The organism is Bacillus sp. EB106-08-02-XG196 (assembly GCF_013396335.1).
GTDB lineage: Bacteria > Bacillota > Bacilli > Bacillales > Cytobacillaceae > Neobacillus.
Genome location: NZ_JABWSY010000005.1, coordinates 119,268 through 134,865 on the forward strand (window position 1 = coordinate 119,268; position 15,598 = coordinate 134,865).

Genomic DNA, 15,598 nt, shown 5'->3' on the forward strand with positions numbered 1-15,598 from the left:
ATAAAATAGATGGACCAGAAACGCTATAAACGGAAAATATATTTAGAGGACAAACCCCGATCGGAAGCGAAAACAGAAATTCTTGAGAACTTTTCTCTGCCCCTTGAAGTAGAAATGATTCCAATAAGTGATGCCCTTGGCCGTGTAACGGCTGAGCCGATTTTTGCCAATGTGTCAATGCCTCATTACCATGCATCTGCCATGGATGGAATTGCGGTAATCGCTGAAAAAACGTATACCGCCCATGAGCAAAATCCACTTCAGCTTAAGCTGGGAATTGATTTTGCTATAGTGGATACAGGAAATGCAATTCCAGCTCCATTTAATGCGGTAATCATGATTGAACATGTCGATATGATCGATGAAGAAAATGTTGAAATTATTGAGCCCGCAACACCATGGCAGCATATCCGCCCGATTGGCGAGGATATTGTACAGGAGGAAATGCTTTTCCCGCAGGGACATATACTAAGACCAGCGGATTTGGGCGTTCTGTTAGCATCACAGCAGCTTCAGATTCCGGTTGCGAAAAAGCCAGTTGTCACCATCATTCCGACTGGTAATGAGCTAGTCGAGGCGGATAGCGTACTTTCTTCAGGAAATATTATTGAATTTAATGGAACGGTATTTGCGAACTTTGTAAAGGATTGGGGCGGGGAGCCGAGACTTCATCGGATTGTGAAGGACGACCCTGAAATGATCAAGTCTGTATTGCTTGAAGCAGCAGAGACTTCGGATATTATTGTCATTAATGCTGGATCCTCAGCAGGTTCAAAGGATTATACCGTTCATATCATCGCCGAAATTGGAACCGTATTCACCCATGGTGTGGCCGCAAGACCTGGGAAGCCCGTGATTTTAGGGAAAATAAATGAAAAGATTGTCGTAGGTGTTCCAGGATATCCTGTCTCCGCCTATTTGTCCTTAGAATGGTTTGTCCGGCCGCTTATTTGCAAGTATTTACAAATCCCTGAGCCAAAAAGGCAGACGGTTACCGTCAAGCTTGGCCGCCGTATCGTTTCAGGTATGGGAGCCGAGGATTTTGTACGAATGAATATCGGCTATGTGAATGGACAATTTGTTGCAAATCCGCTGACAAGAGCGGCGGGGGTAACGATGTCCTATGTGAGAGCAGATGGCCTTCTTGTCGTGCCAGCCAACGTCATTGGCTATGAACAAGGTGATTTTGCTGAAGTCGAGCTTTTAAGGCCGCTTGAGGAAATCAAAAATGCCATTATGTTTTGTGGCAGCCACGATTTGACCATTGATCTTTTATCCTCACAGGTGAAAAGAGTCCGTGCAGACATGAAGATTGTTTCAGCCCATGTCGGCAGTATGGCTGGTATTATGGCAATTCGAAAAGGCGAGGCCCATGTAGCGGGCATTCATTTGCTTGATCCGAATACAAAGCAATATAATAACTCATATGTTAAGAAAATGCTAGCTGGTGTGGATGTTGTCCTCTATCCATTTTTAAAAAGAAAGCAAGGATGGATTTTACCAAAGGGAAATCCGCTGGGGATTGAAACACTGATAGATATCGCTGAGAAAAAAGCGAACTTTGTTAACCGTCAAAAAGGGGCAGGAACAAGGATTCTCCTTGACATGCTTCTTAAGGAAAACGGGATTTCTTCTGAAGAGATTACCGGATATGATCGTGAAATGTTCTCACACTTAGCTGTTGCAGCTGAAGTAAATGGGGATGGTCATGGAGCGGGGCTAGGGATTTATCCAGCCGCAAAGGCCATGGACTTGGATTTTATTCCCGTTGGTGACGAAGAATATGATTTATTGATGACAAGAAGCTTTTATGAAAGTGAAAGCTGCAAATTATTAATCGACATTATCCAATCCCCGTCATTTAAAGAGCAGGTCGAAAAGATTGGCGGATATGAAGTAGTGGAAAAGGCAAAGCCAAAGAATTTGGTCTGAAGAGGTGGAGAAAATGAACTTTCAAATTTCAAAAGAACCGATTGATATCCAATCGGTCATTGATAAGGTCGTTCAGCGCAATGCTGGAGCGATCACTACTTTTATTGGAACCGTTCGTGAATTAACAAAAGGGAAAAAGACACTATTCTTAATTTACGATGCGTATGAAGCCATGGCTGTGAAAAAGCTTGAGCAAATCGGCAGGGAGATTGAAGAGCGCTGGGAAGGTTCTCAGGTCGCCATTACCCATCGTGTCGGCCGTCTTGATATCACGGATATCGCCGTTGTCATCGCTGTTTCCACTCCACACCGTGCCGATGCTTACGATGCCAATCGTTATGCGATTGAGAGGATCAAAGAAATTGTCCCGATTTGGAAAAAAGAGCATTGGGAAGATGGCGAAGAGTGGATGGGCAACCAGCTTGAAACAGTTGCATATCCAAGCGGCAAACCTGAGGAGGACGATTTGAATGAATAAAGTAATGTTTTTCGCTCATTTGCGAGACGCAGTTGGCGAAGAGTTTCTTCGATTAGATGCGACAGGTAAAAGTGTTGCTGAATTGAAAGCAGAATTGGCGGCAATCTACAATCTTCCTAAATTGGATACGGTTATGACGGCCGTTAACGAAGAATTTGCCCAGGACGATGAAGTGATTCAAGACGGAGATGAAATCGCTTTTATCCCGCCAGTAAGCGGAGGCTGATCAGAGAAAAGGCCCTAAATAGGGATTTACTCTCGGATGAGCGAGGGTTACTCTCGGATAGCGGGAATAACTCTCGGATGAGCGGGAATAACTCTCGGATGGCAGAAATTACTCTCGGATAAGCGAGATTCACTCTCGGAAGGGGAAGCAGAATGAACGAACGATATTCACGACAGGTCCTCTTTCCAGGGATCGGAAAAGAGGGGCAAGCTAAAATCCGCTCGAAGCATGTATTGATGATCGGTGCGGGAGCGCTTGGTTCTGGGAATGCAGAGATCCTCACTCGGGCAGGCGTTGGCAGGTTGACAATTATTGATAGAGATTATATCGAATCAAGTAATCTGCAGCGCCAGCAGCTTTATACCGAGGAGGATGTGGCGGAGAAACTTCCGAAGGCTGCTGCCGCTGAAAAACGGCTTAAGGCAATCAATTCGGATATTGAAATAAATGCTATCATCGGCGATGCCACTCCAGCGATGCTCGAGGATTTGGTGAAGGATGTAGATATCATCATGGATGCTACCGATAATTTTGAAACGCGGATGGTCATGAATGATGTTTCACAAAAGTATCAGATACCGTGGATCTACGGGGCGTGTGTCGGCAGTTATGGGATGAGTTTTTCGATTATTCCTGGGAAAACCCCGTGCCTAAACTGTTTGTTACGGACAATCCCGATGCAGGGATTAACGTGTGACACCGGTGGAATTATCTCGCCGGCTGTCCAGATGGTCATTGCACATCAAAGTGCCGAAGCGCTCAAAATGCTCGTCGAGGACTGGGATGCGGTTCGAACTTCGTTTGTCAGCTTTGACTTATGGCGGAATCAATATACAAGTTTGAAAATGGGAAAAGCCAAATTTGCAGGATGTTTATCGTGTGGCGAGGAGAGGACTTACCCTTATCTCGACCAGGAAAATAGGACAAAAACCACTGTTCTATGTGGAAGGGATACGGTACAAGTTCGCCCATCTGCTAAAGGTGAAATATCGCTAGAGAAGCTGGCAGAACAGCTTAGTACGCTAGGATATATCGTAAAAGGGAACCCCTATCTTTTATCAGTAGAAATGGGAAGTGAGCGGATGGTTATCTTTAACGACGGCCGTGCCCTCATTCATGGAACGAAAGATCTTACACATGCAAAATCTATTTACCAGAGAATATTGGGCTAAGAACTCGTACCTTTATGGTGCGGGTTCTTATTTTTTTGACAAAACCTAACATGTTTCACGTGAAACAATGAAAGGTGTCGAATTTCTAATTGATAGAGGAATTTGGTATGATGATATAGAGATTGAAATAGAGGAGTTAATAAATGGTGGATATTTCAGTAGATAAATTACTAAGGAAAATAGAAGAGGAATTAAAACTGGCGAAAAACAGCACGAAGCAAGAAAACTTGCGGGAAAAGGTGTACTCTATTAAAATATTATGCGAATTGATACTAGATGAAAAGCAGGCCCAGCAAGAATTACCGTTAAAAGCTGCGTACCAACCAGTAATGGTGCAGCCAGCGGTTCAGCAGCCAGTATCACTAAATCAACCAAAAAAACTAGAAATGGAAGACGAAGCAAACGGAGATTCGTTATTTGATTTTTAACTTGAAAGGCGGAAGCACCTTGCACAGGGAAAAATGCAGTTCAATTTTTCCTAGGCGCTGAAGCTAGACAAAGAAAGCGGGGAAAACATGAAAACTTTTATAATAATTGGAGCGATTAATGCCTTTTTAGCTGTAGCACTTGGAGCCTTTGGTGCACACGGACTTAAGGATAGATTAGATCCTCATTACCTGGAAATTTGGAAAACAGGTGTCACCTATCAAATGTTTCACGCAACAGGGCTGTTAGTAATTGGACTGCTTCTAGGAAAAGTTGAAGTCAGTTCCTTCTTTACATGGTCCGGCTGGTTATTTTTTATCGGAATCATTCTTTTCAGCGGCAGTCTTTATGTTTTAAGCTTGACGAAGGTAGGAGTGCTGGGGGCGATCACGCCGCTTGGCGGAGTATGCTTCTTAGCAGGCTGGGTTCTGATGATTATCGGTACCGTTAAAGATTTGTAAAATAGTAAAAAGGCATTGGACTTGGCTTCCAATGCCTTTTGTTATTATCTTGGGGAATAAGTACCTAAAGCAGCTGCTCCGGCTCCAAAAGGATACTCATATTCAATTTCTTCATCAAACGTAATGTAGTCAATCGGCACCATTGGGATAAGGAAACGGGTACCAACCTGCGGGTCACTTAAAATAACATGGTCTCTTCCGGCAGCTTCAATAATTCCAACAAATTTCTTGGCATTCCATTGATTGTTGCCCTCAAAGGTTGCATAAACGGTGGCTAACTTCCCTTTGTTTAATCGCAAAATATTTTCGATGTACGATTGTTCAACTGGCAGCATTCCCTGAGGCTGTGGAGCTCCTGCAGGTGGCCCCGATGGAACTCCTTGTTGTGGGAACTGCGGAAATCCTTGCTGTTGCCCGCCAGGAAAAAATCCCTGCCCTTGATATGGAGTTGCGGCTCCCTGTCTAGCTTGATAGGGCTGATACCCTTGTTGATTATAATACTGATTCATCTTTTCCCCTCCTAAAAAATGACTAACCCTTTTGTACCAACATTCTATTCATACTCCCAGAAGCCTAAATGGTGACAATCGGGATAGTCCCGTTTGTGAGATGATTCGGAGCAAAAACTTAAGACTCGCTGTTTTATTAGTATGAGGAGGAAAGGGGAAATATGACATAACGAAAATACAAAAAAGTCCTCAGCCTATGCTGAGAACTTTCTAGATTAAACATGTAAGAATCGAGATACTCTTTCCTCTTCTAACAAATTGCCAACAAAGAAAGCACCAAATTCACCGTAACGTGCACTTACTTCATCAAAACGCATTTCATAAATAAGCTTTTTAAATTGAAGAACATCTTCAGCAAAAAGCGTTACGCCCCATTCGTAGTCGTCAAAGCCGACTGAACCGGTAATGATTTGCTTTACTTTTCCTGCATATGTACGGCCAATCATACCGTGGCTGCGCATCATATTGCGGCGCTCTTCCATCGGCAGCATGTACCAGTTATCATTTCCCTGACGGCGTTTGTCCATTGGATAGAAACAAACATGCGCAGTTTTAGGAAGCTTAGGGTAAAGACGAGCAAGAATTTGCGGGTTTTGGTATGGATCCTCACCAGCAGGCAAATAGTTGCTTAGTTCAACAACGGATACATAAGAATGTGCTGGAATTGTAAATTCAGCTAATTTTGTTTTATTAAATTCTGTTTCAATTTCGTTTAGTTCTGCCATTGTCGGGCGTAAAATCATCATCATAAAATCAGCTTTTTGACCAACAACCGTATATAAAGCATGGCTGCCTTCGTTCCGTTCTTGCGTGTGATTCCACTTTTCAACTAGACTTAAAAACTCGTGAATCGCCGATTGACGTTCATCACTTGAAAGCATTTTCCAAGTCGTCCAATCAACCGTACGGAAATCATGCAAACAATACCAGCCATCAAGCGTTTGAGCTGCTTCACTCATTATAATCACTCCTAAATAATCATTCTTCTTATTTACAATCTTTACTATATCATAGTTTGACCAAGACACGCTCGAATAAACCTCCATGGATAATTTTATGAAAAGAGGTAAATAGTAAAGGATAGTGTGGAGTTTTTTGAAAATAAGAACATTTGAGTGAAAACGCTGCCTAAGTTGAAATTTTCAACAGGTAAAGTATGCTAAAAGTAGTAGATGTATTTAGGGAGGATTTAATGTGGCAGATTTATTTGAAGGTTTAAAACAAAAATTATCAGGCCGTGATATGAGAATCGTTTTTCCTGAAGGCTTGGATGAGCGAATTGTCAGAGCAGCCAGCAGACTTGCGGAGGAAAAGCGACTAACTCCTATTTTGGTTGGAAATATCGAACAGGTTCAGGCTAAGGCCAAGGAGCTTGGTGTTTCCTTAGAGGCAGCGGAAATTTATGACCCAGCAAGTTATGCAGCCATGGACGAGCTTGTGGCAGCGTTTGTGGAGCGCCGTAAAGGAAAAGCAACGGAAGAAGATGCGCGTAAGATTTTATTAGATGAAAATTACTTCGGCACCATGTTGGTGTACTTGAATAAAGCAGACGGATTGGTTAGCGGCGCGGCGCACTCTACAGCCGATACGGTCCGCCCTGCGCTGCAAATTATTAAAACAAAAGAAGGCGTGAAGAAAACGTCTGGCGTCTTCATCATGGTTCGTGAGGATGAGAAATATGTATTTGCCGATTGCGCCATCAATATTGCTCCCGACAGCAATGATTTAGCGGAAATTGCGGTAGAAAGTGCGAAAACAGCAAATATGTTTGATATGGAACCACGGATTGCGATGCTTAGCTTTTCTACAAAGGGTTCAGCGAAGTCTTCAGAAACAGGGAGAGTATCAGGGGCAGTTGAAGAAGCTAAGCGACGTGAGCCATCATTGGTAATCGATGGCGAGTTCCAATTTGATGCGGCATTTGTGCCATCTGTGGCGAAAAAGAAAGCACCAGATTCACCGCTTCAAGGGGACGCGAACGTATTTATTTTCCCAAGCCTCGAAGCTGGTAACATCGGCTACAAAATTGCCCAGCGTTTAGGCGGGTTCGAAGCAGTTGGTCCGATTCTTCAAGGGTTAAACAAACCTGTGAATGACCTATCACGCGGCTGTAATGAAGAAGATGTCTATAAATTGGCATTAATCACGGCGGCGCAGGGAATAAAATAGTGTTTTTGGAGCCAGTCCGGGGGTGGGCTGGCTTTTCTGATGGTGGGTTTTTGCGTTATGGACTATTTTTGTAGGGTTATGGACTTTTTTGAGGGATGTTTGGACTATTTTCAATAGGTTATGGACCTTTTTGGGTGGCATTTGGACTTTTTTAGAGGGGTTTTGTACTTTTATACATTTTATGGAAAATCCAAACAGCTGTTTTAGTGGGAATCTTTTTGCTAAAATAAGCTTACTATTCATTTTGAGGAGAAAAACAATATGGAAGGTTTACTGCGTCAACCAGAATGGCGGATTATCGATCAGTCGACAGCTGGCCGTCATTTTCAAGCATTACAGTCCTTTGGTACAGATGATACGTTATGTGCCTCTGTCGGTTCTGGACAGGCTCCTGCGACGGCTAGAACCTGGGTCCATCACAATACCATCGTCCTCGGGATACAAGATACCAAACTGCCATTCTTAAATGAAGGTAGACAATTTCTTGAGGCACAGGGCTATCAGTCTATTGTCCGGAACTCAGGCGGGTTAGCGGTGGTGCTAGATGAAGGTGTTTTGAATATCTCATTGATTCTGCCTGAAAAAGAAAAAGGGATCGATATAAACCGCGGGTACGATACGATGTGGCAGCTTATTCAGGATATGTTCGCGGAATATAATAAGAGTATTGAGGCAAGGGAAATCGTCGGCTCTTATTGCCCGGGAAGCTATGATCTGAGTATTGATGGGAAAAAGTTCGCTGGTATTTCCCAGCGCCGCCTCAAAAAAGGGGTCGCGGTTCAAATCTATTTATGTGTCAATGGCAGCGGCAGTAAGCGGGCACAGTTCATTAAACAATTTTATGAGATTGCTAAAAATGAACAGCAAACAAAGTTCACCTTTCCGGAAATTGTACCGGAAGTGATGGCTTCTCTCTCTGAGCTTTTGGAAACGCCGTTTACCATATCAGATGTGATGCTGCGTCTATTGAACCAGTTAAAAAAGAACAGTGACCATCTTTACTCAGGAGTATTAAATGAGCTTGAATTGGACCTCCTCCCCGGCTACTATCAAAGGATTATTGAGCGAAATGAAAAAATATAAAAGCCGTAATCCAAAAGTGGATTTACGGCCCTTTTTAAGAGGATATTGTTCTTCTCCCAATAGCTTTGTTTAGCGCAAGCGCCGATAGGCAGACACTTTTAGCTTTTCATTTTACTCAGCGACCTTTTCTAAGTTCCCGTTACGGTCCATTTTGAATTTTGTCGCAGGTCTTTCTTCTTCTTCAAATAATACAAGCTTACGAGCGCGGTTCATGATTTTCATGAGTGTCTCGTAATCTTCCTGGATGGTTTCGGTATTTTGCTCGAGACCCTCAATTTTTGCAGACATTTCTTCATTCTGCTTACGTAACTCTGCGATTTCGCGCTTTAATCTTTCATTCTCACTTTTTAATGCTTCATTTTGCAGATTCGCATGATTAAAGTTTTGCAAGTAATCAATGACGCTATCAAGTGATAATCCTGACGCCGTTTGTGCTGTTGGTCTGTAAACGGGCGCTGCAGGCTTAACGTATGTTTCAGCTGCAACCTCTGTTGTTAAATCTGGCATTTCATAAGATGCTTCCATTTGTACTTCGATTGGTGCAGAAAGTGTTTCAAAGTCATCTGCAGCCGGTACTGGAGGATTATAAAGTAACTTTTTCTTACCTCCTTGGTCTTTCCCTAACACTCTTTGTCTTTGTTTACGCTGTTTTTTTGCTAATTGCAATGCTTTTTCATAGCGATGGCGCACAACTGCATTCCATCTGAATCCACAGGCTGCAGATGTACGATTTAGCTTGTCGCCAACCTCTTCAAAAGCATTCAGCTGGGTACTTCCTTCACGTACATGGCGAAGGACGGTTTCAGCTAACAATAAATCATCTTCATCTGTCCAGGCATCTTGCCGTACTTTCATTCTTTTCAACTCCCTAAATATAATTTCAATGAACTCGGAGACGAGTTTTTAAAAGTTCTAGTCTTATCTTGGACAAGTTTTGTAAGCTTTATACCAAAATGTCTGCAAGGATAATAGTTTTTTTAACTAAAAGAGTTGGAAGGATTTCAAACGAAAAGCAACTTGCAATGGATAGAAAGAAATTGTAAAATACCTAAGGAGTTAAACCGTAAATATATTGGATAAAATAGCAATAATAGATAGCCCAAAAGAAAGGGTGGAAGTAATGTCAAATGAATTCCGCGTTTGTGATGACTGTCAGGCCGTGAATCTAAAGACATTAATCCCTCGTTTGAAAGAATTGGATCCTGAAGCTGAAGTGAAAATTGGCTGCCAATCTTATTGTGGACCTGGCCGGAAGAAAACATTTGCCTTTGTCAATAACCGTCCGGTTGCTGCCCTAACCGAAGAGGAATTAATGGAGAAAGTAAATAAAAAGCTAAAATAATCACCTACGACTACGCGTTCCTAGGTGATTTTTCATTTCATGTTATTGTCGAAAAATCCTGCAGAAAATTGTTGGGAATTGGGATATAATAGAAGAAAGTTTAGAGGAAGAGGGAAAGCAATGCGATATTCGGCGGAAAAACTGAGTGAAGAAAAAGTGTTTAAAGACCCTGTTCATCGCTACGTACACGTACGTGACCGCGTGATTTGGGATTTGGTCGGAACAAAAGAGTTTCAACGCCTGCGCCGTATCAAACAGCTTGGCACCACCTTTTTAACCTTCCATGGCGCTGAGCACAGCCGCTTTAACCATTCTCTCGGAGTATATGAAATTGTCAGACGGATCATCGATGATGTGTTTGCAGGCAGGCCGGAATGGAATGACGATGACCGTCTTCTTACTCTATGTGCCGCTCTCCTCCACGATTTGGGGCATGGTCCATTTTCCCATTCATTTGAAAAAGTATTCGACTTTGACCATGAAGATTTTACACAAGCGATTGTGTTAGGAGATACAGAGGTCAATTTTATTTTAAAAAAGGTTAGTCCTGATTTTCCCCAGCAAGTCGCTGAGGTGATTGCAAAAACATCTGCCAAAAAGCTCGTTGTCAGCTTAATTTCCAGTCAAATCGATGCGGATCGGATGGATTATCTGCAGCGGGACGCTTATTTTACCGGTGTAAGCTATGGTCAATTTGATATGGAGAGAATTCTTCGTGTCATGAGACCAAAGGAAGACCAGGTTGTTATTAAGAAGAGCGGTATGCATGCGGTTGAGGATTATATTATGAGCCGCTATCAGATGTATTGGCAGGTCTATTTTCATCCTGTTTCCCGAAGTGCCGAGGTTATTTTGACCAAAATTCTGCACCGCGCCAAGCAGCTATATGAAAACAATTATTCTTTTAAAAATGATCCGATTCACTTTTATTCTTTCTTTACCGATAAAGTAACGTTAGAAGACTATTTAAAGTTAGATGAATCGATTATTTTGTATTATTTTCAAATCTGGCAGGAAGAAGATGATGTGATTTTAAGTGACCTTTGCCGGCGTTTTGTCAATCGGAACTTGTTTAAATTTGCCGAGTTTGATCCTGCAAAGGAGTATAAAAAGCTAACTGAATTGACGCGTCTTTTTGAAAAGGCCGGATTGGATCCGGAATATTATTTAGTTGTCGATTCATCCTCGGATTTACCGTATGACTTTTATCGTCCCGGTGAAGAAGAGGAACGTCTGCCAATTCATTTATTAATGAAAAACGGGGAATTAAAGGAGCTTTCCAGAGAGTCTGAGATTGTGGACGCCATCTCTGGTAAGAGGAGAACCGACCATAAGCTATATTACCCAGTTGATTTCTTAGAGGATGAATCCTCGGAAAAAGAGATAAAAAAACAAATACGTAGCCTATTAGAGATATAACCTTGGAGTAGGAGCTGACGAGCGTTGTTAAAAGATCATGCTAAGCTGATGCAGGCTGTTTTAGTATCCGGAGAAATCATCGGGAGAAAAAAGCTGCAAAAGATGATATATATTGCAAAAAAGGTGAGTTTTCCGTTTCATGAGCGGTTTCAGTTTCATTTTTATGGCCCATATTCTGAGGAATTAACATTGCGAGTGGAAGAGCTTTGCAATATGGGATTTCTCAATGAAATCAAAGAGAAAAAGGGCGGTTACTTTCAATATCGCTATACCCTGACCGACACAGGAAAAGAGTTTTTGAGCTTAAACGAAGTGGAAATGCCATGTCTACAAGATTGCCTAGGGGACATGAACGAGCAGAATGCTAGATTCCTCGAGCTTGTTTCAACTGTTTTATATTTTGATAATCTATCAAAAGAAGAAGTAACCGACAAAGTCTTTACCCTAAAAAGCAGCCAGCGATATACAGAGGAAGAAATTGACCAAGCCTATGCTTATATTGAGGCATTAAAAGAAAAAGCTAAACTCCATTAATGGGGCTTAGCTTTTTTCGATTATTTATCGCTTGCTCGAACGCCGGCAACACCGTAATGTTCTTTTTGCATCTCTTCAATAAAAACAACAACGGCCTCTTTTGGTGCGCCAGTGGTTTCACTGACAGCATCCGTCACTTTTTCAACAAGTGCTCTCTTTTGATCATCACTACGTCCTGGAAGCATCTTTACCGTAACATATGGCATTATGTATTCCTCCTTTATTGGCCAGTTAACACAGCCTATTTCTTAGCATCATAGATAGTTTAGCAAACATTTTCATTTTATATCCAGTTTCATGTATACTAAAAGGAAAAAAGAGGAGAAATGGGGAAACCGATATGGAAAATTTGGAAGGATTTCTTGCCTATTCACTTAAGGAAATTCCCTATGTTGCAATTACGTTAATGATTGCGTTCACGTTTCATGAATTTGCCCATGCGTATGTTGCCTATAAATTCGGAGATCATACAGCGCAAAAGCAGGGCCGGTTGACGTTAAATCCGCTGAAGCACCTGGATCCATTCGGTACGATCTTAATTTTTATAGCTGGATTTGGCTGGGCTCGTCCGGTGCCGGTGAACCGTTTTTTCTTTAAAAAGCCCCGCCTTGCAGGTGTGCTGGTGTCTGTAGCAGGACCGCTTAGTAACCTTGTCCTGGCATTGATTGGCTTTTTGGCTGGATATGGATTAGCACGAACAGGAATGGCTGCAAATTTTGCAGGCTTCTATGATTTTCTCGACATCTTTAACTGGCTCAATTTAGTTCTGTTTGTGTTTAACTTATTACCATTTCCGCCGCTTGACGGCTATCGAATCCTCGAGGATTTGGCGCCAAACGATATCAGGGCAAAAATGACTCAATATGAACAGTACGGCGTTTTAATCTTTATCATTTTAGTCATTACGCCTTTGGACCAATACACAATTCAACCAATATTCCAATTTATTCTCCCTGGGCTGTGGCAGGGAATAGATAATTTCTTTTATCAATTATTTTTTTAACATAGGAGGTCTCGAGTTTTAATGGAAGAAAATAAGAAAAAACCACTTGGCTTTAATATTATAAAACCTGACCCAACGGATGGACATAAGGGCTTTGGTAAGGGAGCGTTGAGCCTTGATAATGTTTCTCCAGTTATTGTCGATGTTGATGCCGGTGATGCGGTCATTGATGTCGGGGCGATGCATGCGCGCAGCGTAGTCGAAAAGGGAATTAAGTTCCTTAAGACGAAGGAAGAGGTTCCGAATGGGAAACCGTACTGGCTGGTGTGGGTGACGGTAGATCGAAAACAAGAGGGTCCTTATTATGCGGGAGTTACTGCCTGTGAAATGACCGTGGACCGTGAAATCCGCCGCGGTTACAAGTCGCTTCCTGAGCATGTTAACAGGATGGATAAGTCGTTGAAGCGTCATATCATCGTCGATCATATGGACGATAAATCGAAAAAAATCTTATCCGACTTCCTCCAAAATCATAATCAAGACATGTGGAACAATTCAGCGGAAGAGTTGAAAAAAGGCTTAGCTGTTGAATAAAATTTAATTTTTTACAATAGCATTTTCAAAAAATAAGTAGTAAAATTAAGGCAGTGTTTAAGCACGATAACACTAGGACACAGAAAAGCTCTGGAGACATTCTCCGGAGCTTTTCTAATTTAATTTCAATTACCCCATTTAAAGATTCTCTTATACCAAGGGTCCTTTGTATCCTGAATCTTTTCCGCAGGTTTATCTTCTTTATGCTCTAAATGATCGGTACAGTATTCTGTTGGCTCAGTGCCTGCTACAAAATAAGTAAAGCGGCGGACTGGGCAATCCTTTGAGGCAAGCTTGCCGTTCACAGGATTGACATAAACGCCAATGACACCCTCTTTCGGAGGGGTAAATGCCTTGACAGGCTTATCTTTTAAGGATTTCTCCATGAAGCTTGCCCAAATGTTTTTCGCATAGCTCTTTTCTGCCGTAAGGGTAATTGGTTTCCCCACATCATGACCAGCCCAAACGGCTGTCACCAGCTGTGGTGTAAAACCAATCATCCAGCTGTCAGTCTCGGTTGAACCCGATTTACCTGCATAAGGACGTGTGATGTCGTCAATAAGGGAATTCCCTGTAACCTTGGCATAGCCGTTGAGCTTCTTATCGAACATTCCTGTCATCATTTGTGTCATAACATAGGCTTTCGCCGGGTCTAACACCTTTTCGGCCTCGTGCTCTCTTTCAAAAATAACCTTTCCATTATAATCTTCTACCTTTGTAATCAATGTAGGTTCTACCTTTTTTCCGCCATTTGCAAATTGACTGTAGGCATTCGCCATGTCAATGACCCGAACGCCGGAAGTACCTAGAGCCAGGGACGGAACATTGTCCATCTTTGTAGAGATTCCAAACTTTTTAACTGTATCGATTAAGGTGTCAACACCCATAAATAAGTGCGTTTTGACTGCGTAAATATTATCTGAGACAGCCAGGGCTTGTGCAAGGGTTATTTCTCCGTCTGCATACTTGTTATTAAAGTTATGTGGTGAATATTCCGTTCTGCCATCATCAAATTTAAAGGTAGTTTTCTCACTTCTCATCGTTGAGGATGGAGTAAATCCTTGACTTAGTGCCGCATAATACAAAATAGGCTTAATGGTGGAACCTGGTTGTCTAATGGCTTGAACAGCACGATTAAACGGACTCTCTTCATAATTCCGTCCGCCAACCATTGCTCGGATATGACCGTTTTTCGGATCCATGGCGACGAAACCAACCTGAATTTCTGATTCACTCGCGATCGTTTCTTGAATTTGTTTTTCCGCAGCCTGCTGCTGCTTTAAATCGAGTGTGGTGTAGACTTTTAAACCGCCAAGAGCGATGGTTCGGTCATCTAGTTTAAGTTGATTTTTTAGTGCATTTTTAACAGCGTCTTGAAAGTATGGTGCAGCCTCGACCGTTTTATGTGGATGTTCGCCCACAAATGTAAGTGGAGCTTCCTTTGTCTTTAGAGCCGTTTCCTTTTTTATATAACCATTTTCTACCATCGAGTTTAGGATAATACCTTGGCGTTTTTCAGCGTTTTCCAAGGAATCCAGTGGTGAATAGTGGCTGGGTCCTTTTGGAACACCTGCTAACATGGAGCTTTCAGCCAGGGATAACTCAGAAGCATTTTTCCCATAATAAAATTGGCTGGCCGCTTGGACACCATATGCACCGTTGCCATAATAAATAGTGTTTAAATAGCCTTCTAAGATTTCTTCTTTTGAATAATTCATTTCAATCCGAATCGCATAAAATGCTTCATGCAATTTCCGTGACCACGTCTTGTCATGCTCAAGGAATAGATTCCGTGCGTATTGCTGGGTGATTGTGCTGGCACCCTGGACCTTTGCGCCGGCTTTGATATCAGCAAGAATGGCACCTAAAATTCGTTTATAGTCAAAGCCATTATGTTCATAAAAATTTTTATCTTCAATGGAGACCGTCGCGTTAATCAAATCGGGCGAGATTTCTTTAAGAGGAACCCAGTATCGCTTTTGACCGCTGTTGCTTTCACCAATCAGCGTTCCATCATTGGCAAAGAATAATGTGGATTGTGGAACCACAAGCGGCGGCGCCCCGAGAATTTTGGCATAACCAAGAATTCCAAGGAAAACAATCAGCATGCATGCCAAGCCTATCAAACTAATGATAATAAAGGCACGCAAGTATTTTATCGTTTTTCGAAATCCATGATTCGTCATCAACTCCACAAGAATACCCTCCTTCGCCTTTTCTTAACAGTATTGAAACAAAAAAGTATTTTTAAACTAGTAAAAAGAAAAATTTTTCTAGAAATTTTGATAGATTATGCTAGACTTTTCTTTA

General features: G+C 42.1%; 18 protein-coding genes. 13 read left to right on the plus strand and 5 right to left on the minus strand.

What is annotated here, in order from left to right; all coding sequences use genetic code 11:
* Window positions 1-9: 9 nt before the first annotated feature.
* From MLOOGBEN_RS09385 to MLOOGBEN_RS09410, 6 genes are all read left to right on the plus strand, one after another.
* Entirely contained in the window at window positions 10-1,932 is a 1,923-nt protein-coding gene (locus MLOOGBEN_RS09385) for a molybdopterin biosynthesis protein (protein ID WP_179157998.1), read from the plus strand.
* 13 nt (window positions 1,933-1,945) lie between these two features.
* Window positions 1,946-2,410 (plus strand): molybdenum cofactor biosynthesis protein MoaE, encoded by a 465-nt coding sequence (locus tag MLOOGBEN_RS09390; RefSeq protein WP_095247481.1) that lies wholly within the window; start codon window positions 1,946-1,948, stop codon window positions 2,408-2,410.
* Entirely contained in the window at window positions 2,403-2,636 is a 234-nt protein-coding gene (gene moaD, locus MLOOGBEN_RS09395; protein ID WP_179157999.1) for a molybdopterin converting factor subunit 1, read from the plus strand. Before MLOOGBEN_RS09390 ends, moaD begins: the two co-directional genes overlap by 8 nt.
* 152 nt (window positions 2,637-2,788) lie before the next feature.
* Window positions 2,789-3,808, plus strand: a complete 1,020-nt coding sequence (locus MLOOGBEN_RS09400; RefSeq protein ID WP_179158000.1) for a thiazole biosynthesis adenylyltransferase ThiF — start codon at window positions 2,789-2,791, stop codon at window positions 3,806-3,808.
* A gap of 143 nt (window positions 3,809-3,951) precedes the next feature.
* Window positions 3,952-4,236 (plus strand): YwdI family protein, encoded by a 285-nt coding sequence (locus MLOOGBEN_RS09405; RefSeq protein ID WP_218781121.1) that lies wholly within the window; start codon window positions 3,952-3,954, stop codon window positions 4,234-4,236.
* 87 nt (window positions 4,237-4,323) lie between these two features.
* Window positions 4,324-4,695, plus strand: a complete 372-nt coding sequence (locus MLOOGBEN_RS09410) for a DUF423 domain-containing protein (RefSeq protein WP_179158001.1) — start codon at window positions 4,324-4,326, stop codon at window positions 4,693-4,695.
* A gap of 44 nt (window positions 4,696-4,739) precedes the next feature.
* Here the strand turns inward: MLOOGBEN_RS09410 and gerQ are convergent, their stop codons facing one another.
* Window positions 4,740-5,204 (minus strand): spore coat protein GerQ, encoded by a 465-nt coding sequence (gene gerQ / locus MLOOGBEN_RS09415; RefSeq protein ID WP_179158002.1) that lies wholly within the window; start codon window positions 5,202-5,204, stop codon window positions 4,740-4,742.
* Window positions 5,205-5,419: 215 nt separating this feature from the next.
* Complete coding sequence (hemQ, locus tag MLOOGBEN_RS09420; protein ID WP_179158003.1) at window positions 5,420-6,163, minus strand: hydrogen peroxide-dependent heme synthase; 744 nt, start codon at window positions 6,161-6,163, stop codon at window positions 5,420-5,422.
* A gap of 235 nt (window positions 6,164-6,398) precedes the next feature.
* Between hemQ and pta the strand changes: the two genes are divergently transcribed.
* Together pta and lipL are read left to right on the plus strand one after the other, a co-directional pair.
* On the plus strand, window positions 6,399-7,373 hold the full coding sequence (pta, locus tag MLOOGBEN_RS09425; RefSeq protein ID WP_179158004.1) for a phosphate acetyltransferase: 975 nt from the start codon (window positions 6,399-6,401) through the stop codon (window positions 7,371-7,373).
* 261 nt (window positions 7,374-7,634) lie between these two features.
* On the plus strand, window positions 7,635-8,456 hold the full coding sequence (lipL, locus tag MLOOGBEN_RS09430; RefSeq protein WP_179158005.1) for an octanoyl-[GcvH]:protein N-octanoyltransferase: 822 nt from the start codon (window positions 7,635-7,637) through the stop codon (window positions 8,454-8,456).
* A gap of 111 nt (window positions 8,457-8,567) precedes the next feature.
* Here the strand turns inward: lipL and MLOOGBEN_RS09435 are convergent, their stop codons facing one another.
* Window positions 8,568-9,311: an RsfA family transcriptional regulator gene (locus tag MLOOGBEN_RS09435; protein WP_179158006.1), complete on the minus strand. Its 744-nt coding sequence runs from the start codon at window positions 9,309-9,311 to the stop codon at window positions 8,568-8,570.
* A 265-nt stretch (window positions 9,312-9,576) separates the two neighbouring features.
* On the opposite strand from MLOOGBEN_RS09435, the gene MLOOGBEN_RS09440 reads away from it, so the two are divergent.
* The 3 genes from MLOOGBEN_RS09440 to MLOOGBEN_RS09450 all read left to right on the plus strand — a co-directional run bounded on the left by MLOOGBEN_RS09440 (window position 9,577) and on the right by MLOOGBEN_RS09450 (window position 11,751).
* Window positions 9,577-9,798, plus strand: coding sequence for a YuzB family protein (locus MLOOGBEN_RS09440; RefSeq protein WP_179158007.1), 222 nt, complete (start codon window positions 9,577-9,579; stop codon window positions 9,796-9,798).
* A 120-nt stretch (window positions 9,799-9,918) separates the two neighbouring features.
* On the plus strand, window positions 9,919-11,217 hold the full coding sequence (locus tag MLOOGBEN_RS09445; protein WP_179158008.1) for an HD domain-containing protein: 1,299 nt from the start codon (window positions 9,919-9,921) through the stop codon (window positions 11,215-11,217).
* A 24-nt stretch (window positions 11,218-11,241) separates the two neighbouring features.
* On the plus strand, window positions 11,242-11,751 hold the full coding sequence (locus MLOOGBEN_RS09450; RefSeq protein ID WP_179158009.1) for a YwgA family protein: 510 nt from the start codon (window positions 11,242-11,244) through the stop codon (window positions 11,749-11,751).
* A gap of 20 nt (window positions 11,752-11,771) precedes the next feature.
* On the opposite strand, the gene MLOOGBEN_RS09455 is transcribed toward MLOOGBEN_RS09450, so the two are convergent.
* Complete coding sequence (locus MLOOGBEN_RS09455) at window positions 11,772-11,957, minus strand: 2-hydroxymuconate tautomerase (protein WP_179158010.1); 186 nt, start codon at window positions 11,955-11,957, stop codon at window positions 11,772-11,774.
* A gap of 143 nt (window positions 11,958-12,100) precedes the next feature.
* Here MLOOGBEN_RS09455 and MLOOGBEN_RS09460 point away from each other — a divergent pair, with 143 nt between their 5' ends.
* Window positions 12,101-12,754 (plus strand): site-2 protease family protein, encoded by a 654-nt coding sequence (locus tag MLOOGBEN_RS09460; RefSeq protein WP_179158183.1) that lies wholly within the window; start codon window positions 12,101-12,103, stop codon window positions 12,752-12,754.
* Window positions 12,755-12,775: 21 nt separating this feature from the next.
* Window positions 12,776-13,288: a YwhD family protein gene (locus tag MLOOGBEN_RS09465; protein ID WP_179158011.1), complete on the plus strand. Its 513-nt coding sequence runs from the start codon at window positions 12,776-12,778 to the stop codon at window positions 13,286-13,288.
* A gap of 125 nt (window positions 13,289-13,413) precedes the next feature.
* On the opposite strand, the gene MLOOGBEN_RS09470 is transcribed toward MLOOGBEN_RS09465, so the two are convergent.
* Complete coding sequence (locus MLOOGBEN_RS09470) at window positions 13,414-15,483, minus strand: transglycosylase domain-containing protein (protein WP_179158012.1); 2,070 nt, start codon at window positions 15,481-15,483, stop codon at window positions 13,414-13,416.
* Window positions 15,484-15,598: the final 115 nt, after the last annotated feature.